Origin of the sequence: Nonomuraea sp. NPDC050783 (genome assembly GCF_040802095.1) — a bacterium.
Lineage (GTDB): Bacteria > Actinomycetota > Actinomycetes > Streptosporangiales > Streptosporangiaceae > Nonomuraea.
In genome coordinates, this window is the sequence record NZ_JBFAHK010000003.1 from 573648 (window position 1) to 597368 (window position 23721).

The following is a 23721-nucleotide window of genomic DNA, read 5'->3' on the forward strand; positions in this document are numbered from 1 at the left end:
TCACATGCGGACGACCACGGTGTTGGACACCCGGTCGTGCACGCCGCGGTGGTCGCGGTCCCAGATCAGCGGGGGCACGGCCAGGCAGAGCAGCACCGTACGCACCACCACGGGCAACAGGCGGGGGTTGCCGCCGTCCATCGCGGCGACCCGGACGCCCATGAGCCGGTGCCCGAAGGTCTGCCCCATCGTCCCGACCAGCAGGAGGTACTGGAGGGCGAACACGGCCACCGGCGCCCACGGGGCCTCGGCCGGGTTCATGCCCAGCAGCAGCTGCACGACGGCCCACGTGCAGATCAGCCAGTCGATGACCAGCGCCGCGATCCTGCGGCCCCAGCCGGCGACCGAGCCGCTGCCCTCCTCGGGCAGCCCCAGGCGCTCCCCCGGGTATCCGAGGTCGATGCCGGCGGACCTGACCCCGCCGAGCCACGTCTGCGTCCACCGGGGCTGCTTGCTGCTCATGTCCTCCACGGTATCCGGCGCGGTGGCCGGTCCGCGTCGTGACCCAACCGCGTCATGGCCACGCCACATGGATCACATGTCGCACGGGGATGATCTTGACGAGCGCTTCAACGCCCTGGCCGGGCAGATCGACGCGGACGAGCAGCGCCGCATGCGCGCCGCCGCCACCAAAGCCGCCACGCCGGGCAGGGTCGCGCCCACGGGCCTTCCCGCCGACCCCTACGTCCTGGACGAGGAAGGCCCCGACGGCGGTTGCGCGGCCTCACGGGACACCTGACGCTGCGTAACATGTGCGAAACAATTGGGACACCGTACGGAAACCGCGTAGCCCTAGCGTCGCCATGATGGCCAGTCCCCAGGGAGGTTCGAGAGTGTTCAACTCCGCCGACGACGTCCTGAAGTTCATCAGTGACGAAGGGGTGCAGTTCGTCGATGTCAGGTTCACCGACCTGCCGGGGACGACGCACCACTTCACCTTCCCGGTAGAGAACTTCGGCGCGAGCGTCTTCACCGACGGGCTCATGTTCGACGGCTCGTCGATCCGCGGCTTCCAGCAGATCCACGAGTCGGACATGCTGCTGCTGCCCGACCCGTCCAGCGCCGTCCTGGACCCGTTCCGGCAGCACAAGACGCTCAACGTCAACTTCTTCGTGCACGACCCGCTCACCGGCGAGGCCTACAGCCGCGACCCGCGCAACGTCGCGCGCAAGGCGGAGGAATACCTCAAGGGCACCGGCATCGCCGACACGGTCTACTTCGGCCCGGAGGCCGAGTTCTACATCTTCGACGACGTGCGGTTCGAGACGCGGCAGAACGCCGGCTACTACTACATCGACTCGATCGAGGGCGCCTGGAACACCGGCAAGGCCACCGAGGGCGGCAACCTCGGCTACAAGCCGCGCTACAAGGGCGGCTACTTCCCGGTGCCGCCGATGGACCACTTCACCGACCTGCGCTCGGAGATGGTCCGCAACCTCATCGAGGCCGGCATCGAGGTCGAGATGCAGCACCACGAGGTCGGCACCGCCGGCCAGGCCGAGATCGACTTCAAGTTCGGCACGCTGCTCAAGACCGCCGACAACCTGATGCTGTACAAGTACATCATCAAGAGCACGGCACTGGAGTTCGGCCACACGGTCACGTTCATGCCCAAGCCGATCTTCGGTGACAACGGCTCCGGCATGCACTGCCACCAGTCGTTGTGGAAGGACGGCTCGCCGCTGTTCTACGACGAGGTCGGCTACGCGGGCCTGTCCGACACCGCCCGCTACTACATCGGCGGCCTGCTCAAGCACGCCCCGTCGCTGCTGGCCTTCACCAACCCGACGGTCAACTCCTACCACCGCCTGGTGCCGGGCTACGAGGCGCCGGTCAACCTGGTCTACTCGCAGCGCAACCGGTCGGCCTGCGTGCGCATCCCGATCACGGGCTCCAACCCGAAGGCCAAGCGCATCGAGTTCCGCGTCCCCGACCCGTCCTGCAACCCGTACTTCGCCTTCTCGGCGATGCTCATGGCGGGCATCGACGGCATCCGCAACAAGATCGAGCCGCCGGAGCCGGTCGACAAGGACCTCTACGAGCTGCCGCCCGAGGAGGCCCGCAACATCCCGCAGGTGCCCGGCTCCCTCACCGACGTGCTCAGCGCGCTGGAGGCCGACCACGACTACCTGCTCGAGGGCGGCGTCTTCACGCCCGACCTGATCGAGACGTGGCTGTCCTACAAGCGCGAGAACGAGGTCGACCCGATCCGCCTGCGCCCGCACCCGCACGAGTTCGAGCTCTACTACGACGTGTGATCACGTAGCGCTCGTACGCGCGCCGGGAAAGGCCGTCGGCCGCTCCGCCAGGGAGCATCGCCGACGGCCTTTCCCGTGCCGCCGTCCGCCCCGGACGCCTACTCCCCCTCCGGGGGCGAGACGAACGAGCCCATCTGGGGCACCGTGTAGATCAGCCCTTCGTCCCGGAGCGCCGCCACGATCTTGCGGGCCGTCCCCCGCGCGATGCCGAACTCCCCCACGAGCAGGGTCTCGCTCGGAATAGGACGATCCGCAGCGAACTCGATCATTGCTCAACCGTAGACGTGCATGCTCAAGGATCTACAGCGAACCGCCTGGCGACAGCCGGACAAGCGTTTTCCCCGGATCCGCGTCATCAAGCACACCTGCCACTGCCGGGCACGCTCCTACGAGCTGTGCGCCGGAGGCGGTCGTCCTCAGGGGTCAGGACGCGACCTCGAAGCGGGGGGCGGACGGGGTGAGGACGGCAGGGCTTGAGGTCGCCCTCCAGAAGACGGACAGCTCGGCCGAGAGCTGGGACACCAGGGACTCGACGTCGGCGCGGGCCGTGTCGTGGAGGGCTTCGGCGACGATCAGGACGTCGGTGGTGTCCGGGCGGACGGCCGACAGGCCGCTCTGGCGGTTGGTCCAGCGGCGGGCGTGGGCGCGGCCCTCGCTGTCGGCGAAGACGACCTCGCCGGGGGCCGGGTGCTCGGTCTCCCCGGAGAAGGTCAGGTAGGTCTCCTCGCCCGTCGCCCGCCGCACCTCCAGGTCGCCGGAGATCCGGGACAGGTCGAAGACCGCGACCGGGATCGCGTACGCGATGGAGACCGCGTTGCACAGGTCGATCAGCGGGTGCAGGCAGGGCAGGGCGCCCTCCTTGCGGAAGCGGCGCAGCAGCGACTCCGAGGCGCACCGGTACTGGGTGGGCTTGAGGCCCATCCGGGCGAACGCCCGCCGCCAGGCCTGGATCTCCGGCAGCTCGCTCTCGGTGCCGGCGGCGGCCAGGCGCTTGGCGGCGGTCTCGGTGTACGGGACCATCCGGTCGCTCACGGAGGCGTCACCCGTGAGGTGGTGCGCGGTGATGCCGTGCGCGGTGAAGACCCCGGGGACCAGCTCGGGGAAGTCGCGCCACAGGTCCGCGGAATGCTGGAATCGCACGGTGTCTCCCGGGTCGAGGGCTGGCGTGACCGCTCACGATACCGGGATCCGCCGGGCCCGGGCGCTCGCCAGGCCGTAGCAGGCGCAGGTGAGGGCGGTCAGGACCGCCGCCGCCAGGAGGGGACGGCCGATCGTGCCCATGACGGCGACGCCGAGCGTGGCGCCGACCTGGCGGAAGGCGTTGAGTACGCCGCCCGCCGTGCCCGCCGTCCCTGGCGGGGCGCTGCTCACCATGCCGGCCATGAGCGCGGGCAGCACGAACGACAGCCCGAACCCCATCACCACCAGCCACGGCACGGTCAGGCTGGTCAGCGCCAGGCCCACCAGCCCGGCGGCGATGAGGGCGAGGCCGCCGAGGATGGGCGGGCGCGGCCCGTGGCGGGCGACGAGGCGGCCGGTGAGCAGCGGGTTGACGGTCATGGGCAGCGTGAGCGGCAGGAAGGCCAGCCCGGCGGCGGCGGGGGTGAGGTGGTCGGTGTCCTGGAACAGCAGGGTGAGGACGAACAGCGCGCCGGAGAAGGCGAAGTTGGCCACCGTGCCGGCCATCAGCTCGGGCCAGGTGGCGGCGAGCAGGCCGCCGGGCAGCGCAGGGGCGTGGCTGCGGCGCTCGACGGCCACCAGGGCGGCCAGAGCCACCAGCGCGAGCAGGCCGGCGAGCAGGCCGGTGAGCGCCGAGGCGTCGATCAGGGCCTCGGCCAGCAGCCCCAGGAACGCGCACGCCAGGACCTGCACCTGCCAGTCGATGCCGCGCACGCCGCGCGGGGAGCCGACCTTGCGCATGATGAGCAGGCTGACCAGGGCGAGGGGCGGGTTGATGAGGAAGACGGCGCGCCAGCCGGACAGGTCCACCAGCAGGCCGCCGAGCAGCGGCCCGGCCGCGAGCGCGCTGCCGGTGATCGCGGCCCACAGGCCGGTGGCGCGGGCGCGGGCGGCCGGCTCGGGGAACAGCTCGGCCAGCAGCCCGAGCGAGCCGCCGGTGCACAGCGCGGCGGCCACGCCGAGCAGCGCCCGCAGCGCGATCAGCACGCCGAGGTGCGGCGCGGCGGCGCACAGCAGCGAGATCGCGCCGAACGCCGCCACGCCCAGCTTGAAGACGCGGGCCGCGCCGTAGCGGTCGGCCACCGCGCCGCCGGTGAGCAGGGCGGCGGCGAAGGCCACGGTGTAGGCGTTCACGGCCCACTGCTGGCCGGCGAGGGAGCCGCCGAGCGAGGCCCGCAGGTCGGGCAGGGCGATCGTGAGCACCGTGGTGTCGAGGATCACCAGGAAGTAGGCGAGGGAGAAGCCGAGCATTCGCATGTGCTCCAGCCTGCGGAAATCCGGCGTTTCCCCTCAACAGGGAGGGCCGCAGGCGGCGTTCGGGAAAACCGTATGCTGGCATACGTGGATCTGCGACAGTTGCGGGGTTTCGTGGCGGTGGCGGGGGCCGGGTCGGTCACCGAGGCCGCCAACACGCTCGGGCTCGCCCCGGCGTCGGTGTCGGAGCAGGTGCGCCGGCTGGAGAGCAGCCTCGGCGTGGCGCTCTTCGAGCGCACGCCCCGCGGGATGCGGCTGACCGAGCCGGGCACGGTGCTGCTGGAGCGGGCGCGGGGGCTGCTGGACCACGCCGACGAGGTACGCCGGGCGGTGGCGGGCGGGCGGCGCCGGGTGCGGATCGGCGCGCTGGAGATGCTGGCCGCGGCCAGGCTGCCGGCCGTGATCCGCCGCCTGTCGCAGCGCCGCCCCGACCTGGACGTGGACGTGCGCTCGCTGACCCGGCAGGACCTGCTGACCGAGGTGGCCGGCGGCCGGCTGGACGCGGCGCTGCTGCTGGACGCCGGGACGCGGATCGGCGGGCTCGGCTTCGACCCGCCGGCCGGGCTGGACTTCCTGGACGTGGGCGAGGTACGGCTGTCGCTGGTCGCGGCGCCGGACGGCGACACCGAGCCGCTGCTGGTGAGCCCGCGCGGCTGCTCGATCCGGCTGGCCGCCGACCGGCTGCCCGGCACGGACCGCACGCCGCGCCGTGAGCTGACCAGCATCGCCACCGCCCGCGAGTGGGCCAGGCAGGGGCTCGGCAGCGCGCTGCTGCCGGACTTCGCCGTGGACGCCGACCTGGCCGCCGGCACCCTGGTGCCCGTCGGCGGCCGGGAGCCGGAGGCCGGGCTGGCGCTGCGGCTGGTGTGGATGCGCGGGCGGGAGCCCGCCCTGCGGGACGTGCTCTACGCCATGGCGTCCTGAGCGGCGTCCTGAGCGGCGTCCTGGGCGCTTGCCCTGAGCGGCGTCCTGGGCGCCGCTCGCCGGTGCCGGGGAGCGCAGGACGGTCGCGGAGCTGCGGGAGCGCACCTTGGAGATCAGCTTCCGTGGTTGCCGGCCCTGAGCCGGTAGAGGACGTGCCGCCGCAGCGGGCTGCCCTCGGGCACCGACGGGTGGTCGAAGTCCTCGGCCGGGTCCCTGGTCATGCCGAGGCGGCGCATCACGGCCTGCGAGCGCAGGTTCGTGGCGGCGGTCATGGAGATCAGCTCGTCCAGGCCGGCCTCGTCGAAGGCGTACTCGGCCGCGCGCCTGGCCGCCTCGACGGCGAAGCCGTGGCCCCAGGCGGGGCGGGCCAGCCGCCAGCCGATCTCGACGGCGGGCAGGAACGGCGCGTCGAAGGTCTGCCGGGCCAGGCCGGTGAAGCCGATGAACTCGCCGGTGCCGATGACCTCCAGCGCCCACAGGCCGTAGCCGTGCTCGTCGAACTGCTGCTCGATCCTGTCCACCATGCGGTCGCTCTGCTCGCGCGTGAGCGGCGCGGGGAAGTGCTCCATCACCTCGGGGTCGGCGTTCATGGCGGCGAAGGGCTCGCGGTCCTCTTCGCGCCATCTGCGCATGATCAGCCGTTCGGTCTCCATCCGGCCCACGATAGGCGATCAGCGCCGGGACCTGATGCCCGTGAGGCGGCGCAGCACGTCCCACCAGAACGGCGCGCCGAACAGCAGCGCCACGTACGTCAGCAGGAAGCCGGGCCAGTGGCTGGGCGTGACCAGGCGGTCCCACCACACGCCGCCGTTCCACTCCACGCCCGGGTCGCCCTGCTCCGGGATCGACACGCTGACCAGGGCGTGGCCCAGCATCTTCACCAGGGCGGGCTGGCTCATCGTCTCGCTCACGCAGTGCACCGGGTCGGCTCCGGTGCAGCGGGCCTTCAGCTCGCTGTAGGCGTCCGGGCCGGCCTCGGACACGGCGGTCACCGAGGCGCGGAAGGCGTTGTCGCGCAGCAGCGTCTTGGCGTACTCGAAGCCGTCCATCGTGAACAGCAGCGTCACCAGCAGGCCCAGCACGGCGATGACCCACTTGACGTAGCGCCTGTACAACATCGACAGCCGCTGCATCTCGCCGTCGAACCAGGTCTCCACGCCCTGGCGGAAGCGGTCGAGGTCGCGCTGGGCGCTCTCCCAGACGCCCTTGAGCGGGCCGTACAGGGGGCTGTTCATGGCCTTGAGCTTGGCCAGGAAGCGCTCCACGTCGCCGTCCTCGCCCGCCGCCAGCTCCATGAGCGCGACCGCGAAGCGGCCGGGCGGGATGTCGGCGATGCTGGTGCGGCCGCGCTTGGCGTGGTCGATCTCGCGCACCCGCTCGTACAGCAGGTTGATCATGGAGTCGTCGGCCTTGCCCTGGGGCTCGGGCAGATCGCCGGCCTCCGCCGGGGCGGGCAGCGCGTTGTAGCGGGGCCGCGGGTCGTGCAGGAACGGCAGCCGGGTGAAGACGTCGCGGACGCGGGCGGGCAGCCACGAGCCGGCCGCGCCTGCGCCGTCCATCGTGTCCCTGAGGTAGGCCCACAGGAACTTGCTGCGGATGGCCAGCACCCGGACGAAAGCCTCGTTGAGGCCGCTCACCAGCAGCGACAGCAGCAGGAATGAGACCACCAGGCCGAGGGCCAGGTCCACGTAGACGGACAGCACCGCGCCTTGATACACCCGCCCGGCCGGCCGATCAACCCCCGTAGAAGACCCGTTCCACCACCTGGCGGGCGCGGCGGGTGACGCGGCGGTAGTCGTCCAGGAAGTCCTCGGAGCCGTCGGGAGGGTAGCCGAGGGTCTGGGCGATGAGCCGGCGCTCGACCGCCTCGCGCGGCACGCTGTCGCCGGGACGGCCCTTGACCAGCATGACGGCGTCGCGGACGCGGGAGGCGAAGCGCCAGGACTCGGCCAGCACGTCCTCGTCGGCCGGGTCGAGCAGGCCCTCGGCCACGGCGGCGCGCAGCGCGTCGAGGGTGCGGGTGGTGCGCAGCGCCGGCCGCGTGCCCGCGTAGCGGAGCTGCAGGAGCTGGGCGACCCACTCCACGTCGGACAGGCCGCCGGGCCCGAGCTTGGTGTGCAGGGCCGGATCGGCGCCGCGCGGCAGCCGCTCGGCCTCCATGCGGGCCTTCAGCCGCCTGATCTCGCGCACCGCGTCGTCGGGCAGGCCGTCCTGCGGGTAGCGCAGCTCGTCGATCATGGTCGTGAACTCCGCCCCCAGCTCCGCGTCGCCGGCCGAGAACCGGGCGCGCAGCAGCGCCTGCGACTCCCACGGCGACGACCAGCGCGCGTAGTAGGCGCGGTAGGAGGCCAGCGTGCGCACCAGCGGGCCCTGCCGGCCCTCGGGGCGCAGGTCGGGGTCGATGAGCAGGGGCGGGTCGGGCGCGGGCAGCGACAGCAGCCTGCGCAGCTCGTTGGCGACGGCGAACGCGGCGTCCGTGGCCTCCCGCTCGTCCACCCCGGGCCGCGGCCGGTGGACGAACATGACGTCGGCGTCGCTGGCGTAGGAGCACTCCATGCCGCCCAGCCGGCCCATCGCGATGATCGCGAACGACGTGACGTCGGCGGCCTTGCCGAGCGCGGCGTCCAGGGCGGCCTGGAGGGTGACGTCGTTGAGCGCCGACAGCGCGCAGCCCACCACCTCGATGTCGGCCAGGCCCGACAGGTCGGCCACGGCGGTGCGGAACAGCTCCCTGCGCCGCAGCGCCCGCACGGCGGCCACGGCGGTCTCCGGGTCGCCGTCGCCGCCCGCGACGTAGCGGGAGACCGCCGCCGACGCCTCGCCGGCCAGCGCCTCCGGGGTGCGCGGCGCCAGCTCCTCGTCCGAGCCGAGCATGGCGACCGCCTCGGGCGCGTGCATGAGCAGGCCGGTGGCGTAGCGGCTGGTGCCGAGCACCCGGGCCATCCGCGCCGCCACCGCGGTCTCGTCGCGCAGCAGCCGGAGGTACCAAGGGGTGCTGCCGAGCTTGTCGCTGACCTGGCGGAAGCCGAGCAGGCCCGCGTCGGGGTCGGGCGTGTCGGCGAACCAGCCCAGCATGACCGGCAGCAGCGTGCGCTGGATCGCGGCCCGCCGCGACACGCCCGAGGTGAGCGCGGCGATGTGGCGCAGCGCGCCGTGGGGATCGACGTAGCCGAGCGCCTCCAGCCGGGCCACCGCGGCGGCCGGGGACAGCCGGGCCTCCGACTCCCGCAGCCGGGAGACGGCCTGGAGCAGCGGCCGGTAGAACAGCTTCTCGTGCAGCCGCCGCGCCTCCCTGGCGTGCCGCCGCCACCGGCGGGTGAACTCCCCCACCGGGTCGGCCTGCATGCCGAGCGCGCGGCCCAGCCTGCGCAGGTCGTCGTCGTCGGTGGGGACGATGTGGGTGCGGCGCAGCCGGTGCAACTGCAACAGGTGCTCGACCTGGCGCAGGAAGGAGTAGGCCTCGGCCAGGCCGCGGGAGTCGTCACGGCCGACGTAGCCGCCGCGGGCCAGGGCGGCCAGCGCCGGCAGCGTGGCGCGGCGGCGCAGCAGCGGGTCGAGCCGCCCGTGGACGAGCTGCAGGAGCTGGACGGCGAACTCGATGTCACGCAGCCCGCCGGGGCCCAGCTTGAGCTGGCGCTCGCCCTCGGCGCGCACGTGCGCCTCGACCCGGCGGCGCATGGCCTGCACGTCCTCGACGAAGTGCTCGCGGGTGGCGGCCGTCCACACCAGGTCGTTGACCGCCTGCACGTAGGACTCGCCCAGCTCCAGGTCGCCCGCCACCGGGCGGGCCTTGAGCAGCGCCTGGAACTCCCACGTCTTGGCCCAGCGGCGGTAGTAGGCCAAGTGGCTGGCGAGCGTGCGCACCAGCGGGCCGGAGCGGCCCTCGGGGCGCAGGGCCGCGTCCACCTCCCACAGCGCGCCCTCGGGGGTGGTCGCGGTGCAGGCCCGCATCATGGCCTGGGCCAGGCGGGTGGCGGTGCGCAGGGCCTTGGTCTCGTCGGCGCCCTCGCGCGGCTCGGCGACGAAGACGACGTCCACGTCGCTGATGTAGTTGAGCTCGCGGGCGCCGCACTTGCCCATGCCGATGACCGCGAGGCTCACCTCGGAGACGTCCGCCCCGGAGGCGTCCAGCTCGGCGCGGGCGATCGCGAGCGCGGCCTCCAGCGCGGCCGCGGCGAGGTCGGACAGCTCGCCCATGACGTCCTGGAGCGAGGTCTCGCCGGTGAGGTCGCGGGCGGCCAGGTGCATGAGCCTGCCCCGGTACGCCACCCGCAGCGCCACCAGGGCGTCGTCGGCGGTGGCCACCGGCTCCGGCGCGGCCGGGTCGGCGCCGACCGCGCTCAGCAGCTCGGCCCTTGGCTCGCCCGGGCGCGGCTCGGCCAGGCGGGCGACCTGGCCGGGGTGGCGGACCAGGTGCTCGCCCAGGGCGTCGCTGACGCCGAGCACGGCCAGCAGCCTGGCCCTGAGGGCGCCGTCGCGGCGCAGGAGGTCGAGAACGGCGGGGTCGCGCTCGGCCAGGCGGGTCAGCGAGACCAGGGCCAGGTCGGGGTCGGCGACGGTGACCAGCGACTCCAGCAGGTCGTCGAGGCCGGGGCCCGCCTGCTGGACGAGCTGGGCGGCCCTGGCGCCGTCGGCGAAGCCGAGCTTGGCGAGCCGCGCGGCGGTGGATTCGATCCTGGGCACCCCTCCATCTTGACAGGCGTCCGGCGTCCCGCCGTAGCATAGAACGCAACGTTGCGTTGTGTTTCGCGACGAGGGGACGGGAGGGGGCACGGGATGGCACGGGACGGGAGGCGCCCGGCGGCGACGGCGGGCGCGACCGAAGGCACGGCGGGTGGCACGGCGGGTGGCACGGCGGGTGGCGCTGCGAGTGGCGCTGCGGGTGGCGCTATGGGCGGCATTGCGGGTGACACGGCGGGTGGCGCTGCGGGTGGTGCCGGTAACGCGGTCGAAGGCGCGGCGGGAAGCGTGACGGGGGCCATGACGTGGGGGTTGCTGGCGGCGTGGGCCGTGCACGACGCCGAGGAGCTGGTCACGATGGCGCGGTGGTTGCGGGCGGCGCGGCCGGGGCTGGAGGAGCGCTTCCCGGCGGTGCCGTGGCGGCGGCTGGAGGTGTCGCAGGCGCACGTCACCGTGGCCATCGGTCTCATGGGCGGGGTCATGGCGGGGGCGGCGGCGCTGGGAGCGCGTACGGGCGGCCGCAGCGCCGTCTTCCGGACGGTGCTCGCCGGGTTCGGCGCGCACGGCGTGGGCCACCTGGCCCAGGCGGCCGTGGCGCGCGGCTACACGCCGGGCGTGGTGACCGCGCCGGTGGTGGTGATCCCGTTCACACTGTGGGCGTGGCGGCGGCTCAGGGCGGCCGGAGTGCCCCTGGACGGCGGCGGCCGCACGGCCGTGGCGGGGCTCGCGGCGCTCCCCGTGGTGCTGGGCGGCGTGCACGCACTGGCACACGTCCTGACCGGCCGGAGGACCAGGCGAGCCGCCCGGCCCGGACGCGACCGGACGGCCCGGCCCGGACGCGGCTGAACGGTCCAGCGCAGGCACATCCGGACGGCCCGGCGGGGGCGGCGCGGCGGGACGGCCCGGCGGGGGCGGCGCGGCGGGGGCGGCGCGGGTCAGGGGCGGGCGGTGGCTCTGATCACCTCGGCGAAGGCGCGGGCCACCGGGCGCCAGGTCGCGACGAGGGCCGGCTCGGCGGACTTGACCTCGCGGTTCAGGTCCTCGGCCGCGTCCAGGTCGGAGCCGTGGGTCCAGGAGGCGAAGATCTCCGGGGTGGCCTCGGGGTGGAACTGCACGGCCCAGGCGGCCTCGCCCAGCCGGTACGCCTGGTTCGGGTACTGGCCGCCGGTCATCAGCGGCACCGCGCCGGCGGGCAGGCCGGTCATGGCGTCCTGGTGGTACTGGACGGCGAGCGCCGTCCCCACGCCCGCCAGCAGCCGGTCCTCGCGGGCGGCGGGCAGGGCGACGACCTCGCGGGCGCCCACCTCCAGGCCGTTCGCGCCGCGCTCCACGGTGCCGCCGCAGGCCAGGGTGAGGAGCTGGGCGCCCAGGCAGATGCCGAGCGTGGGCGTGGCCTCGTCCACGGCGCGGCGCAGCAGGTCGCGGGTGGCGGGCTGCCAGGGGCTGCGCTCGTCCTCCCAGGCGGCCGCGGCGCCGCCGAGCACGATGAGCCCGTCCGCGGCCCGCGCCGGGACCTCCTCCCCCAGGTACGGCCGCACGACGTCGCAGGCGATGCCGAGCCAGCCGGCCAGGTAGCCGAGCCCGGCCTCGGCCTCGTGCTCGATGACGGTAATCCGCATATGGGCAATTATCCGGAAAAATCACCCGGCCAGTAGCTCCGCCGCCCTACCGGCGACAGACCGGCCCCGGCTTCTTAGGATCCGGTCATGAACTTCCACTTCGACGACGTGGACGGCCTCCGCATCGCCCGCGCCGGGACCGGCCCCCGCCTGGTCATCGCGATCCACGGCATCACCGCCTCCCTCATGGCCTGGAGCACGGTGGCCCGCCACCTGCCCGACGGCTGGACCCTGGTCGCCATGGACCTGCGCGGCCGGGGCCACAGCGCCGGCCTGCCCGGCCCGTACGGCCTGCCCCGGCACGCCGAGGACGTCCTGCGGATCGCCGACCACGTGGGCGCGGGCGGCGACACCGTGCTGGCCGGGCACTCGATGGGCGCATACGTGGCCGTCCTGGCCGCGGCCCGGCGCGACTTCGCCCGCGTGGTGCTGGTGGACGGCGGCATCCCGTTCCCGCCGCTGCCCGAGGGCGTGGACCCGGACGAGGCGCTGGCGGCCGCCCTGGGCCCGGCGCTGGCCCGGCTGCGGCGGACGTACCCGTCGGCGGAGGCGTACGTGGACTTCTTCCGCGGCCATCCTGCCTTCGCCGGCCACTGGAGCGAGGACGTCGAGGCGTACGTGCGCTACGACCTCACCGGTCCCGAGGGCGCGCTGCGCTCGCGCGCGGTGCCCGGGGCGGTGCTGGAGGACGGCCGCTGGCTGCACACCGAGCAGGCGGCGGCCGGGGCCGCGCTGGAGGCGGTCAAGGCGCCGCTGCGCCTGCTGCGGGCGCCGCGCGGGTTGCTGAACCAGGACACCGGCATGCTCCCCGACGACCTGACCGCCCCCTGGACGGCGCGGCTGCCCGGGCTGCGCGAGGAGGTGGTGCCGGACTGCAACCACTACACGATCCTGTTCGACGAGCGCTGCGCGGCGACCGTCGCGGACCGGCTCACCGGCTGAGCCGACGGGGGGAGAGAAGAGCGCCGCCCACCCCGTTCGTGGCGGGATGGGCGGCGCGTTCGCGGCCGGGGCTTTCCGGCCGAATCTCGTGGGTCAGCGTGGAGCGATCCAGGTGGCGCGACCGGCTGCCACCAGCGTGCCGTCCACCTCGTAGATGGCGCTCTGGCCGAACATCTTGCGCCCGTCGCGGCCGGTCGGGCGGGCCACCACGGAGTACCGTCCGCCGGGGTGCACCTGGCCGTGGATCTGCACGGCCAGGCGGCCGAGCAGCGCGCTCTCGCCGGGGCCGAAGTGGGCCCAGCCGGTGATGCAGTCGAGCACCGCGCCGATGATCGAGGCCGGCACGCCGTCCTCGCCGGCCACCGTGAACGGCACCCGCCAGCCGGCCGCCACCAGGTCGGTGCCGGCCACCGGGCCGGGGAAGATGCGCAGGCCGTCGCCCGGCTCGCGCAGGCCGCAGGCGAAGCACTCGGCGAAGGGGTGCGCCTGGAGCCCGGCGAACCCGGCCTCGGCGCGGGCGGCGTCGTTGAACGGCACGAACCCGGGCCCCTCAAGGTCCTCGGCCACCGGGATGGCCTCCACCAGCAGCTCCTCCCCGTGCGAGAGGGAGGCGGTGTTGGCGACGTGCTCCAGCCGCAGCTCGGTCTCCAGCGGGGTGGGGGCATGGAGGGTCACCTCGACGGCCGACCGGCCGCCGTTGAGCGTCTCCGCCATCGTGCCCGCGATCCAGCCGCCGTTGGCCACGCCCTCCGGTCCGCGGAAACGCCGGGGAACGGTCAACACCGTCTGCAGGGCAGCCGTCGTCATGCCACACCCTCCACTATCGCCACTAGGGCACGAAAGTCCTGAAATACCGTAAAGAGCAGGCCGATTTTACTGGACTCCCCCTTTACCCGAAGGTCGGGGGGTCCTAACGTCCGGCTCGTATCACGCCATAACGCCCCGAAGGGGTCCGAAACTTCCCCACCCGTTCGGAGGCGTCAGATTCCGGGGTCAGGAAGAACGAAAATCGGCCTCACTCCGGGGACGCGCCCGGAATGAGGCCGATCAAGGCGTCCGTCAGTACTTTAGCCCGGGTTTCCGGCGTCCCGCACACCAATCGGCTGATACGAGGAACCTTCGGATTCGTAGGATGCGAGGCGCGCGCCGAGCGGCTTCCTCGGCGAGGCTGGAGACGTCCACGGGGACGAGGCGGGGGAGGAAACGTGTGGGATGAGCCGGTACGAACCGGTACGGTGCGTTACCCGGCCGGGTCCCTGGTCATCCTGACCGGGCTGCCCGGGGCGGGCAAGACGACCCTGCTGCGCCGCCTGTACGCGCTGCACGGCACGGAGAGCGCCCCCGTCGCCCGGGACGCGGTCGTGGTCATCGACACCTACCAGTCCAAGCGGCGCTGGGCGGGCCGGCTCGGCTGGGCGCCGCGCCCGGTGCGCCGCGCCGTCGTCTTCGCCACGCACCTGACCCGCATCGGCCGGGCGCTGTCGGGCGGCCGGTCGGTCGTGGCGCACAACCGGGGCTGCGCGCCGTCGGTGCTGCGCGGCTTCGACTGGCTGGCCCGCAGGCACGGGGCGCGGCTGCACCTGCTCCTGCTGGACACGCCGCCGGAGCTGGCGCTGGCGGGCCAGCACGAGCGCGGCAGGGTGGTGGCGGCGCCCACGTTCGCCCGGCACCGGCGCAGGTGGGAGGCGCTGACGGCGCGGGTCAAGAACGGCGACACGGCGCCGGCCGCCGCCGCCCACGTCATCGACCGGGAGACGGCGAGCCTGCTGGAGGCCATCGTCTTCGAGCCCGGCTTCGAGCCCGGCTTCGAGCCCGGCTTCGAGCCCGCGGACGGCCCGGCGGGCCGGGAGCGCCCGCGCGAGGCGTCGCCGGCCGCGCCGGATCACAGCACGGGCAGGTAGCGCCCCAGCTCGAACTCGGTGACGTGGCGGCGGTACTCGCGCCACTCGCTGCGCTTGTTGCGCAGGAAGAAGTCGAAGACGTGCTCGCCGAGCGTCTCGGCCACCAGCTCGCTGCGCTCCATGACCTCGATGGCGTCGTTGAGCGAGCCCGGCAGCGGCTGGATGCCCAGGGCGCGGCGCTCGGCGCTGGTGAGGGTCCAGACGTTGTCCTCGGCGGCGGGCGGCAGCTCGTAGCCCTCCTCGATGCCCTTCAGCCCGGCCGCCAGGATGAGCGCGAAGGCGAGGTAGGGGTTGCAGGCGGAGTCGAGCGAGCGGAACTCGATGCGGGTGGAGCCGCCCTTGTGCGGCTTGTACATCGGCACCCGGACCAGCGCCGAGCGGTTGTTGTGGCCCCAGCACACGTACGAGGGCGCCTCGCCGCCCTGGCCCGCGATGGCCTCCGCGCCGCCCCACAGCCGCTTGTAGGAGTTGACCCACTGGTTGGTGATGGCGGTGATCTCGGCGGCGTGCCGCAGCAGCCCGGCGATGAACGACCGGCCGACCTTGGACAGGCGGTAGTCGGAGCCGGCCTCATAGAAGGCGTTGCGGTCGCCCTCGAACAGCGACATGTGCGTGTGCATGCCGGAGCCCGGGTGCTCGGTGAACGGCTTGGGCATGAACGAGGCCCAGATGCCCTGCTCCAGCGCGACCTCCTTCATGACCAGGCGGAAGGTCATGATGTTGTCGGCCGTGGTGAGGGCGTCGGCGTAACGCAGGTCGATCTCCTGCTGGCCGGGCGCGCCCTCGTGGTGGCTGAACTCCACCGAGATGCCCATCGACTCCAGCATCATGATCGCCTGGCGCCGGAAGTCGTGGCCGGAGCTGTGGGGCGTGTGGTCGAAGTAGCCGCCGGAGTCGATCGGCTCGGGCCGCCGGCCGGGCTCGGGCCGGTGCTTCAGCAGGAAGAACTCGATCTCCGGGTGGGTGTAGAACGTGAAGCCCATGTCGGCGCACTTGGCGAGCGTGCGCTTGAGCACCCAGCGCGGGTCGGCGTGCGAGGGCGAGCCGTCGGGCATCAGGATGTCGCAGAAGATGCGGGCCGCGCCCGGCGTCTCGCTGCGCCACGGCAGGATCTGGAACGTCGAGGGGTCGGGCTTGGCGAGCATGTCGGACTCGTAGACGCGGGCGAACCCCTCGATGGCCGAGCCGTCGAACCCGATGCCCTCCGCGAAGGCGCCCTCCAGCTCGGCGGGCGCGATGGCGACGGACTTGAGGAAGCCGAGAACGTCGGTGAACCAGAGCCGGATGAACCGGATGTCGCGTTCCTCTAGCGTGCGGAGCACGAACTCCTGCTGGCGGTCCAAGGCATCCCCTCGTGAAGGCAGTACGGGTCTCGTACCAGGATGCCGTGCCCGTGTTTCGCACAGGTTACGGGGGGTGGTGGTGAAGAGGTGGCGAACAAGCCGGTGCGAGCCTCGCTGACAAAGCCCCCGACCCGTCCTACTGTGATCAACGCAGTCAGTCTCGGGGGAGGCAAGGTGGCTATCGACCTGCTCAGTCACAAGCTCGATCGAGCGTTCGACCACATCGACGCGAACCGCAACGGCGTCGTCGAACGCGAGGACCTGCTGGGCCTAGGCGCGCGCATCCTGGTGGGTTTCGGGGAGTCCCCCACCTCGGTCACCGGGGCGAGCCTCGTGGAGAGCTTTGACGGCATCTGGTCCACGCTGGCGCGGACGCTGGATCGCGACGGTGACTCCGGCATTTCCCGGCCGGACTTCCGCTCGGCCATGCTGTCCGCGTTCGTCACCGGCGACCACTACGAGCCGGTGTTCCGGCCGGCGGCCGTCGCGGTGGCGGAGCTGTGCGACGGCGACCGGGACGGCGAGATCCGTCCCGGCGAGTTCCGCACCATGCTGAGCGCGTTCGGCGTGGCCTACGACGACGTGGACGAGGCCTTCGACCGGCTGGACCGGGAGGGCCGGGGCACGCTGACCGTGGCCGAGCTGGTGGCGGCCACCTCCGACTACTACCGCAGCGCCGACCCGAACGCCGCGGGCAACTGGCTGTTCGGTCCGCTGTGAGCGGCACCGTGGACGCCACCGGCAACGCCGCCGGGAACACGACAGGGAGCACGACAGGGAGCACGACCGGGCACCCGGCCGGGGGCACGGGCGGGGGCACGAGTGAGGGCACGAGTGGAGGCACGAGTGGAGGCACGGCCAGGAACACCGCCATGACCACCACGATGTTCGCCACGGTGCGCACCGCGCTGCGCTCGGTCCTGTCGTCGATGATGCCGCTGCCGCGCAGGGGCGGCCCGGTGGCGCTGGCGCTGATGCCGCTGACCGAGCGGGTGCCCGCGATGGCCGAGCCCTGCCGCATGCACCCGGCCGTCTACGCGATCGAGGCCGCGGTCACCGACTGGGCCAGGCGCACGGGCCTGCCCGCCGATCCCGGCGTCGGCTTCCACCGGATGGCGGGCCGGGCCTTCGCCGAGTTCGACGCGGCCGCGGCGGCGCTGTTCGCGCAGTGGCTGACCTGGCTGTTCCACCTGGACGACGAGCTGGACGAGGGCGAGTGCCGGCTGGAGGTCTTCCAGGGCCTGCTGAAGGGCTCGGCGCGGCATCCACTGGAGGCCGCCTTCGCGGACCTGTGGAGGGTGACCAGCGCGCGGATGAGCGACCAGTGGCGGGCCAGGTTCGCGGTGGGCCTGCAACGCCAGCACGACGCCTGCCGCACCGAGGCCGACAACCGGGCGGCGGGCCGGATGCCGACGCTGGAGGAGTACCCGGCGCTGCGCAGGGGCACGGTGGGGCCCTACCTGTACGACCTGGTGGAGCCGTGCCTGCGGGTGGAGGTGCCGGCCTGGATCCACGACTCGGAGCCGTGGCTGCGGCTCGTGGACGCCTGCAGCGACGTCATCGCCTGGTCCAACGACGTGGCCTCCCGCCCGAAGGAGCGCGGCGACGTGCACAACCTGGTGGTGCTCGCGATGCGCCAGCTCGGGCTGGGCGAGCGGGAGGCGACGGCCTGGGTGCTGGAGCGCATCGCGCGGCGCTGCGAGGACATGCACAAGGCCGCCCGGCAACTGCCGCTGCACGACCTGGAGCCCAAGGAGGCCAGGGACGTGAGCAAGGTGGCCTGCGCCTACCTCGCGGCGCCGCGCGCCCACCTGGACTGGCTGCTGGAGTCGGCCCGCTACGCCTGACCGGCCGGGCGGGCGCTCACGTCTGCCCGGCCAGCATGTCCCCGGCGAGGGTGCGGCGGTAGAGGACCTGCTTGCCGACCCGCATGCCCACGGCGAGCCCGCCGCCGCTGAGCACGCCGAGGTGCTGGCTGACCGCGCCCGGCGTGAGCGCCATGCGGGCGGCCAGGGCCGAGGTGGTGGCGGGCTCGGCCAGCGCGAGCAGGATCCGCGCCCTGCTGCGGCCGATGAGCGCGGCCAGCGCGCCGGGCGCGGGCGGCGGCCCCTGCTCCCACAGGGTGCCGACGCCCAGCACGGGGTAGACGAGCATCGGCTGGTACGGCGCCGACATCACGGCCACCGACGGCCAGTGGAAGGCGCTGGGCACCAGCACCAGCCCGTCGCCGTTCAGCCCCTTCACGTCGCACCAGGGCCGCTCCACCAGCAGCCGCTCCCCCGTCCAGGTGACCGCCGGGTCGAGGCCGGCGAACAACTCGCTGGCCCCGCCCTGGGCGAGCTGACGGGAGCGGCGCAGCACGTCCCGTTCGAGCAGGGCGTACACGCGCGGCCAGAACTCGGCGAAGCACGCCTCCCAGTACGCCTCCAGCGCGTCGGCCACCCGGGCCACGCCCGCCGCGGGGTCGGCGGCGAAGCGCTCCAGCACGGCCGGGTCGGTGCCGCGTACCCGCGCGGCCTCGGCGCGGGCCAGCCCGGGCTCGGTGCGCCTGACCCGCTCCAGCTCGGCGGCGAAGTCGGGCAGCGGCGTGTCGGGCGGCGGGGTGAGGAAGTCGGCCAGGTAGCCGCTCGGCGGCACCAGCGCCAGCAGCTCGGCCAGGTCGAGCCCGGCCAGCCGGGGCCGCACGGCCTTGATCCAGGGCAGGTGGATCGACTGGCGGGCGGGCTGCCGCAGGGTCCGCAGGCTGGCCACCAGCTCCCACATCGGGGAGAACGCGAACCGGATGCGGGCCACGTCCTCCGGTTTCATCACCCACGTTATGGACATCTTTTAAGTCTGGGCTAAATCGTTCGCTCCCGCCAGCCCCGGCGGCGCACGCTCTGACGCGTGAAGAGCGCAACTGCCGAGAAGCCGGTGTCGTTCCTGCGGGCGCAGGTCGGCGGGCTGCCCCGCCCGTTCTGGGCCCTGTGGGGCGGCACCCTGGTCAACCGCCTGGGCACCATGGTCATGCCCTTCACCGGCGTCTACCTCACCCAGAGCCGCGGCCTGTCGGTGACCGCCGCGGGCCTGGTGATGGCCGTCTTCGGCGCGGGGTCGCTGCTGTCGCAGCCGCTCGCCGGGACGCTGGCCGACCGCATCGGGCGGCGGGCCACGCTGTCGGGCGGCATGCTGGCCACGGCCGCCGCCATGCTCGCGCTCGGCTACAGCACCTCGCTGCCGGCCATCCTGGCCTCGATGCTCGCGCTCGGGGTGGTCGTGGACCTCTACCGGCCCGCGTCCAGCGCGCTGGTCGCCGACCTGGTCCCGCCCGCGGAGCGGCCGCGCGCGTACGGGCTGCTGTTCTGGGGGATCAACCTCGGCTACTCGGTGGGCATGACGGCGGGCGGCTGGCTGGCGGGGCTCGGGTTCCTGTGGTTGTTCTGGATCGACGCGCTGTCGGCCGTGGTCTTCGCGGTGCTGGTGTGGCGGGCGGTCCCGGAGACGCGGCCCGAGGGGACCGGGGAGGCGTCCGGCGGGTTCCTGGTGGTGCTGCGCGACCGGGTGATGGTGGCGTTCACGCTGGTCGTGCTGGGCAACGCGCTGGTCTACAGCCAGACGATGACCATGCTGCCGGTGGCCATGACCAAGGTGGCGGGGCTGACGGCGGCGCAGTACGGGCTGGCCATGGCGCTCAACGGGGTGCTGATCGTGGTCGTGCAGCCGCTGGTGTCCGGGTGGCTCGGGCGGCGCGACCCGGCGCGCACGTTCGCCCTCGGCCTGGCGGTGATGGGGGCCGGGTTCGCGCTGACCGCGTTCGCCGGGAGCACGCCTGCGCTGGCGGCCACGATCGCGGTGTGGACGGCAGGCGAGATCGTCACGGCGGGCATCGCCGGGACCATCGTGGCCGGGCTGGCGCCCGCGCACCTGCGGGGGCGGTACGCGGGGCTGTTCGGGCTGGCCTGGTCGGCGGCGGCGGTGCTGGCCCCGCTGCTCGGCGGGCCACTGCTGGAGCTGGGCGCGCGGGCCCTGTGGTTCACGATCGGCGGCATCGGCCTGGTGTCGGCGCTCGGCATGCTCGCGCTCGGCCCGGCGATCCGCCGCCGCCGTCAGGCCGGCTAGAGGAGGCCGTTGAGAAAATTTTGATCGGTTGTTGGCAGACCGCCGATAATTTCCACCACACCGGAGGGGTGGAAAGGGCGGTGGGATGCGCCGCGCGAGATGGGCGCGAGGGACGGCGATCGGCGTCGCCACGCTCGCCGTCGTCCTGGAGCTGACCGACATCTGGGTCACGGCGCAACTGCCGCGGCCGTCGTACACGCCGCTGCCGTTCGCGCCCGAGGACATGGCGGGCACGGCCTTCCCGGTCTTCGGCGCGATCCTCGTCCACAGCAGGCCGCGCCTGGTCATCGGGTGGCTGCTGTGCGCCGGCGGGCTGAGCGCCGCCACCGGCATCCTGGCCGCCAACCTGCACGAGCTGTACGGCGGCGCCGCCGGCGAGCCGGCGGTCGTCGTCCTGTCGCGGCAGGTGCTGGAGCTGACCCTCGGCGTGCTGCTGCCGCTGCTGTACCCGACCGGCTCGCTGCCGTCGCGGCGCTGGCTGCCGGTGGTGTGGCTGGCGCTGGCCGGGACGGCGCTGGAGTGGGCCGGGCCGGCGTACGGGCGGGCCGGGCACTGGGCGGTGGGCGTCGCGGTGGCGCTGGCGTTCGCCTCCCTGGTGGCGCGCTTCGCACGGGGCGGCCCGGTCGAGCGGCGCCAGCTGCTGTGGCTGCTGGTGGCGCTGCCCGGCCTGCTGGTGCCGTGGATCGCCGGCGGCGACGTCCGGTGGCTGGCGACCCTGGCCGTGCCGCTGGTGCCCGCGGCGATCGCGGTGGCGGTGCTGCGCTACCGGCTGTTCGGCATCGACACGCTGATCAGCCGGGCGCTGGTCGGCACCGGGCTGGTGATCGTGGTCGCCGGCGTGTACGTCGCCGCGGGCGCGGCGGCCGGCGTGTTCCTGTCCGAGGTGGACCGGGTGGCGGGCGTGGCGGCGGCGGTCTTCGCCGGCGCGTTCTTCCCGTCCATGCGCCGGGGCCTGCAACGCGGCGTGGACCGGCTCCTGTACGGCAGCACCGGCGTGCCGGAGTCGCTGGCCGCCCGGCTGCGGCACCGGTTGCAGCACGCCGACCCCCTGCACGGCCTGCGGGCCACCCTGGACGTGCTGCGCGAGGGCCTGTCGGTGACCGGCGCGGCCGTGGAGGTGGACGGCGTCACCACCGCCTCGGGAGCGGTGGCCGCCGGGCGCTCCCCCGCCGGTGCCCCTCCGCCGGCCAGGACGGTCCCCCTCGTGTGGCACGGGGAGCCGGTGGGGCGGCTGCTCATCGGGCCGACCGACCGGCGCAGGTTCCCCGCGGCGCACGACGAGCGGGTGATCGCGACGCTGACCCCGTACATCGCCGACGCGGCCCACGCCGTGCGGCTGACGGCGGCGCTGCAACGCTCGCGCGAGCGCATCCTGACCGCCCGCGAGGAGGAGCGCCGGCGGCTGCGCCGCGACCTGCACGACGGGCTCGGCCAGTCGCTGACGGGCATGGCCATGTCGATCAACGCCGCCCGCCTGGCCGCCCGCACCTCCCCCGACGCCGCCGAGCGCCTGCTCGCCGACCTGCGGGCCGGCATGGAGTCCGTCAGCGCCGACATCAGGGAGCTGGTCTACGGGCTGCGCCCGCCCGCCCTGGACGAGCTGGGCCTGGCGGGCGCGGTGGAGGAGCTGGCCGGGGCGCCGGTCGAGACCTCGGGCGAGCTGGCCGGGCTGCCGGCCGCGGCCGAGGTGGCGGCGTACCGGATCGTGCAGGAGGCGCTGACCAACACCCGCAAGCACGCGCGGGCCACCCGCGTGCGCGTCGCGCTGCGCCGCGAGGAGCGGCTGCTGCGCGTCACCGTCACCGACGACGGCGTGGGGCTGCCGCCCGGCGCGCGTCCCGGCGTGGGCCTGCTCTCGATGCGGGAGCGGGCCGCCGAGCTGGGCGGCACCTGCGTCGTCCAGGAGGCCGAAGGAGGAGGCACCGTTGTCCACGCCGATCTTCCCCTGTGACAATTCGCCATATGCCGGATCCCGTTCTCCCTCTACAGTTACGCCTGACATGCTGACTTTCACTGCGCTGGGACCGTTCCAAGCCTGGGCCGACGGCGCTCCTCTCGACCTCGGCGGCCAGCGGCAGCGGGCGGTGCTCGCGCGCCTGCTCGTCGCCGGGGGCCGCGCCGTCCCCGTGAACACCCTCATCGACGAGCTGTGGCCGGGCAATCCGCCCGCCCAGGCCCTTTCCACCATCCAGGGCTACGTCTCCCGCCTGCGGCGCGCGCTGGAGCCCGGCCGCGCGCCGCGCGAGGAGGCGGAGGTGCTGGTGTCCGCGCCGCCCGGCTACGCCCTGCGGGCCGAGACCGGGCAGGTGGACGCCTGGCGCTTCGAGAGCCTGGTCAAGTCCGAGGGCCCGCCCGGCCAGGTGTGGGCGGCCATGGAGAGCGCGCTCGGGCTGTGGCGCGGGCCGGCGCTGGCCGAGTTCGCCGATCTGAGCTGGGCCGTGACGGAGGCGGGCCGGCTGGAGGAGCTGCGCCTGATCGCCGTGGAGCGGCGCGCCGACGCCGGGCTGACGCTGGGCCGGGCCACCTCGCTGGTGGCCGACCTGGAGGCGCACGCGGCCGAGCACCCGCTGCGCGAGGAGGCCTGGCGGCTGCTGGCCGTGGCCCTGTACCGGATGGGCCGCCAGGGCGACGCGCTGGCGGCGCTGCGCAGGGCGCGCGCGGTGTGGCGCGACGAGCTGGGGCTGGACCTGACGGCCGGGCTCAAGCGGCTGGAGGCCGACATGCTGGCGCAGCGGCTGGAGGAGCCGCCCGCGCCCGAGCCCCCCGCCGTGCCGGCGCTCGCCTCCCCTGGCGCGCCCGCCGAGGGGGCCGGGCCGGGCGGCGGCGGCGTGCTGCGCGTGCTGGTGGCCGACGACCAGGCGCTGGTGCGGGCCGGGGTGAAGGCCATGATCGGCAGCGATCCCGGCGTGACGCTGGCCGGCGAGGCGAGCAACGGCGAGGAGGCCATCGCGGCTGTCCAGGCGACCCGGCCCGACGTGGTGCTGCTCGACATCCAGATGCCGCGCCTGGACGGCCTGGCCGCGGCCCGCCGCATCCTGGCCGGTGAGCAGCCGCCGCGGGTGGTGATGATGACCACGTTCGGCAGCGACGAGAACCTGTACGCGGCGCTGCGGGCCGGGGTCAGCGGGTTCCTGCTGAAGACGGCGGCCCCGGAGCAGTTCCTGGCGGCGATCAGGGCGGCGGCGGCCGGGGACGCGCTCATCGACCCGGCGATGACGACCCGGCTGATCTCGGCGTTCGCCGGGCGCACCGACCCGGCCTCGCCCCCGGCGCTGGCCGGGCTCCCCGACGACCGGCTCGACGTGCTGAAGCTCGTCGCCAGGGGGCTGACCAACCGGCAGATCGGGCAGACGCTGTCGCTGCCGGAGGAGGAGGTCGGGCTGCTGGTGAAGTCGCTGCTGGAGCACCTGGGGCTGTTCGACCGGGCGCAGCTCGTCATGGCGGCCTACGAGTCCGGCCTGGTGACGCCCGGCGAGAAAGCCCCCTTTTCGTCACTTTGACATTAAAAGGGGGGTACTAGGCT

Annotated in this window: 22 protein-coding genes; 11 read left to right on the forward strand and 11 right to left on the reverse strand. The window is 73.9% G+C overall.

The window, feature by feature from the left end:
• A complete protein-coding gene (locus AB0H75_RS10800; RefSeq protein WP_367793855.1) occupies nt 1-462 on the reverse strand; it encodes an RDD family protein in 462 nt (153 codons plus the stop codon).
• Between the two features lie 76 nt (nt 463-538).
• Between AB0H75_RS10800 and AB0H75_RS10805 the strand changes: the two genes are divergently transcribed.
• On the forward strand, nt 539-739 hold the full coding sequence (locus AB0H75_RS10805) for a hypothetical protein (protein ID WP_367793858.1): 201 nt from the start codon (nt 539-541) through the stop codon (nt 737-739).
• Nucleotides 740-833: 94 nt separating this feature from the next.
• Entirely contained in the window at nt 834-2258 is a 1425-nt protein-coding gene (gene glnA, locus AB0H75_RS10810; protein ID WP_367793861.1) for a type I glutamate--ammonia ligase, read from the forward strand.
• A gap of 98 nt (nt 2259-2356) precedes the next feature.
• On the opposite strand, the gene AB0H75_RS10815 is transcribed toward glnA, so the two are convergent.
• The 3 genes from AB0H75_RS10815 to AB0H75_RS10825 form a co-directional block, all read right to left on the reverse strand.
• Entirely contained in the window at nt 2357-2527 is a 171-nt protein-coding gene (locus AB0H75_RS10815) for a hypothetical protein (protein WP_367793864.1), read from the reverse strand.
• 154 nt (nt 2528-2681) lie between these two features.
• The gene (locus AB0H75_RS10820; RefSeq protein ID WP_367793866.1) at nt 2682-3398 is read right to left on the reverse strand and encodes a B3/4 domain-containing protein; all 717 of its coding nucleotides are present in this window, start codon (nt 3396-3398) and stop codon (nt 2682-2684) included.
• A 33-nt stretch (nt 3399-3431) separates the two neighbouring features.
• Nucleotides 3432-4694 (reverse strand): MFS transporter, encoded by a 1263-nt coding sequence (locus tag AB0H75_RS10825; RefSeq protein WP_367793869.1) that lies wholly within the window; start codon nt 4692-4694, stop codon nt 3432-3434.
• An 84-nt stretch (nt 4695-4778) separates the two neighbouring features.
• Here AB0H75_RS10825 and AB0H75_RS10830 point away from each other — a divergent pair, with 84 nt between their 5' ends.
• A complete protein-coding gene (locus AB0H75_RS10830; protein ID WP_367793872.1) occupies nt 4779-5615 on the forward strand; it encodes a LysR family transcriptional regulator in 837 nt (278 codons plus the stop codon).
• Nucleotides 5616-5728: 113 nt separating this feature from the next.
• Here the strand turns inward: AB0H75_RS10830 and AB0H75_RS10835 are convergent, their stop codons facing one another.
• Genes AB0H75_RS10835 through AB0H75_RS10845 form a run of 3 tightly spaced genes read right to left on the reverse strand, consistent with a single transcriptional unit; the run spans nt 5729 to nt 10298 of the window.
• Complete coding sequence (locus AB0H75_RS10835; RefSeq protein WP_367793875.1) at nt 5729-6268, reverse strand: GNAT family N-acetyltransferase; 540 nt, start codon at nt 6266-6268, stop codon at nt 5729-5731.
• Nucleotides 6269-6286: 18 nt separating this feature from the next.
• Complete coding sequence (locus AB0H75_RS10840; protein WP_367793878.1) at nt 6287-7318, reverse strand: hypothetical protein; 1032 nt, start codon at nt 7316-7318, stop codon at nt 6287-6289.
• Nucleotides 7319-7349: 31 nt separating this feature from the next.
• A complete protein-coding gene (locus tag AB0H75_RS10845) occupies nt 7350-10298 on the reverse strand; it encodes a bifunctional [glutamine synthetase] adenylyltransferase/[glutamine synthetase]-adenylyl-L-tyrosine phosphorylase (RefSeq protein WP_367793881.1) in 2949 nt (982 codons plus the stop codon).
• Between the two features lie 285 nt (nt 10299-10583).
• Between AB0H75_RS10845 and AB0H75_RS10850 the strand changes: the two genes are divergently transcribed.
• Nucleotides 10584-11141 (forward strand): HXXEE domain-containing protein, encoded by a 558-nt coding sequence (locus AB0H75_RS10850; RefSeq protein ID WP_367793884.1) that lies wholly within the window; start codon nt 10584-10586, stop codon nt 11139-11141.
• An 89-nt stretch (nt 11142-11230) separates the two neighbouring features.
• On the opposite strand, the gene AB0H75_RS10855 is transcribed toward AB0H75_RS10850, so the two are convergent.
• Nucleotides 11231-11914, reverse strand: a complete 684-nt coding sequence (locus tag AB0H75_RS10855; RefSeq protein ID WP_367793887.1) for a type 1 glutamine amidotransferase — start codon at nt 11912-11914, stop codon at nt 11231-11233.
• A gap of 87 nt (nt 11915-12001) precedes the next feature.
• Here AB0H75_RS10855 and AB0H75_RS10860 point away from each other — a divergent pair, with 87 nt between their 5' ends.
• Nucleotides 12002-12856 carry an alpha/beta hydrolase gene (locus AB0H75_RS10860; protein ID WP_367793890.1) on the forward strand — a complete coding sequence of 285 codons (855 nt, stop codon included), beginning with the start codon at nt 12002-12004 and terminating at the stop codon, nt 12854-12856.
• Nucleotides 12857-12949: 93 nt separating this feature from the next.
• On the opposite strand, the gene AB0H75_RS10865 is transcribed toward AB0H75_RS10860, so the two are convergent.
• The gene (locus AB0H75_RS10865; protein WP_367793893.1) at nt 12950-13663 is read right to left on the reverse strand and encodes a PaaI family thioesterase; all 714 of its coding nucleotides are present in this window, start codon (nt 13661-13663) and stop codon (nt 12950-12952) included.
• Between the two features lie 428 nt (nt 13664-14091).
• Here AB0H75_RS10865 and AB0H75_RS10870 point away from each other — a divergent pair, with 428 nt between their 5' ends.
• Nucleotides 14092-14757 carry an AAA family ATPase gene (locus AB0H75_RS10870; RefSeq protein ID WP_367793896.1) on the forward strand — a complete coding sequence of 222 codons (666 nt, stop codon included), beginning with the start codon at nt 14092-14094 and terminating at the stop codon, nt 14755-14757.
• Here the strand turns inward: AB0H75_RS10870 and AB0H75_RS10875 are convergent.
• Nucleotides 14739-16100: a glutamine synthetase family protein gene (locus tag AB0H75_RS10875; RefSeq protein ID WP_367793898.1), complete on the reverse strand. Its 1362-nt coding sequence runs from the start codon at nt 16098-16100 to the stop codon at nt 14739-14741. The two genes, AB0H75_RS10870 and AB0H75_RS10875, sit on opposite strands and share 19 nt — an antisense overlap.
• Nucleotides 16101-16274: 174 nt before the next feature.
• Between AB0H75_RS10875 and AB0H75_RS10880 the strand changes: the two genes are divergently transcribed.
• Both AB0H75_RS10880 and AB0H75_RS10885 read left to right on the forward strand, forming a co-directional pair.
• Nucleotides 16275-16820 carry an EF-hand domain-containing protein gene (locus tag AB0H75_RS10880; RefSeq protein WP_367793901.1) on the forward strand — a complete coding sequence of 182 codons (546 nt, stop codon included), beginning with the start codon at nt 16275-16277 and terminating at the stop codon, nt 16818-16820.
• Between the two features lie 152 nt (nt 16821-16972).
• Nucleotides 16973-17947 (forward strand): terpene synthase family protein, encoded by a 975-nt coding sequence (locus AB0H75_RS10885; protein WP_367793903.1) that lies wholly within the window; start codon nt 16973-16975, stop codon nt 17945-17947.
• Between the two features lie 16 nt (nt 17948-17963).
• On the opposite strand, the gene AB0H75_RS10890 is transcribed toward AB0H75_RS10885, so the two are convergent.
• Entirely contained in the window at nt 17964-18926 is a 963-nt protein-coding gene (locus AB0H75_RS10890; RefSeq protein WP_367793906.1) for a DUF5937 family protein, read from the reverse strand.
• A gap of 60 nt (nt 18927-18986) precedes the next feature.
• Between AB0H75_RS10890 and AB0H75_RS10895 the strand changes: the two genes are divergently transcribed.
• The 3 genes from AB0H75_RS10895 (at nt 18987) to AB0H75_RS10905 (ending at nt 23698) form a co-directional block, all read left to right on the forward strand.
• Nucleotides 18987-20198 carry an MDR family MFS transporter gene (locus AB0H75_RS10895; RefSeq protein WP_367793909.1) on the forward strand — a complete coding sequence of 404 codons (1212 nt, stop codon included), beginning with the start codon at nt 18987-18989 and terminating at the stop codon, nt 20196-20198.
• Nucleotides 20199-20283: 85 nt separating this feature from the next.
• Entirely contained in the window at nt 20284-22149 is a 1866-nt protein-coding gene (locus tag AB0H75_RS10900) for a histidine kinase (RefSeq protein WP_367793912.1), read from the forward strand.
• A gap of 49 nt (nt 22150-22198) precedes the next feature.
• On the forward strand, nt 22199-23698 hold the full coding sequence (locus tag AB0H75_RS10905) for a BTAD domain-containing putative transcriptional regulator (protein WP_367793915.1): 1500 nt from the start codon (nt 22199-22201) through the stop codon (nt 23696-23698).
• The last annotated feature ends 23 nt before the right edge of the window (nt 23699-23721 follow it).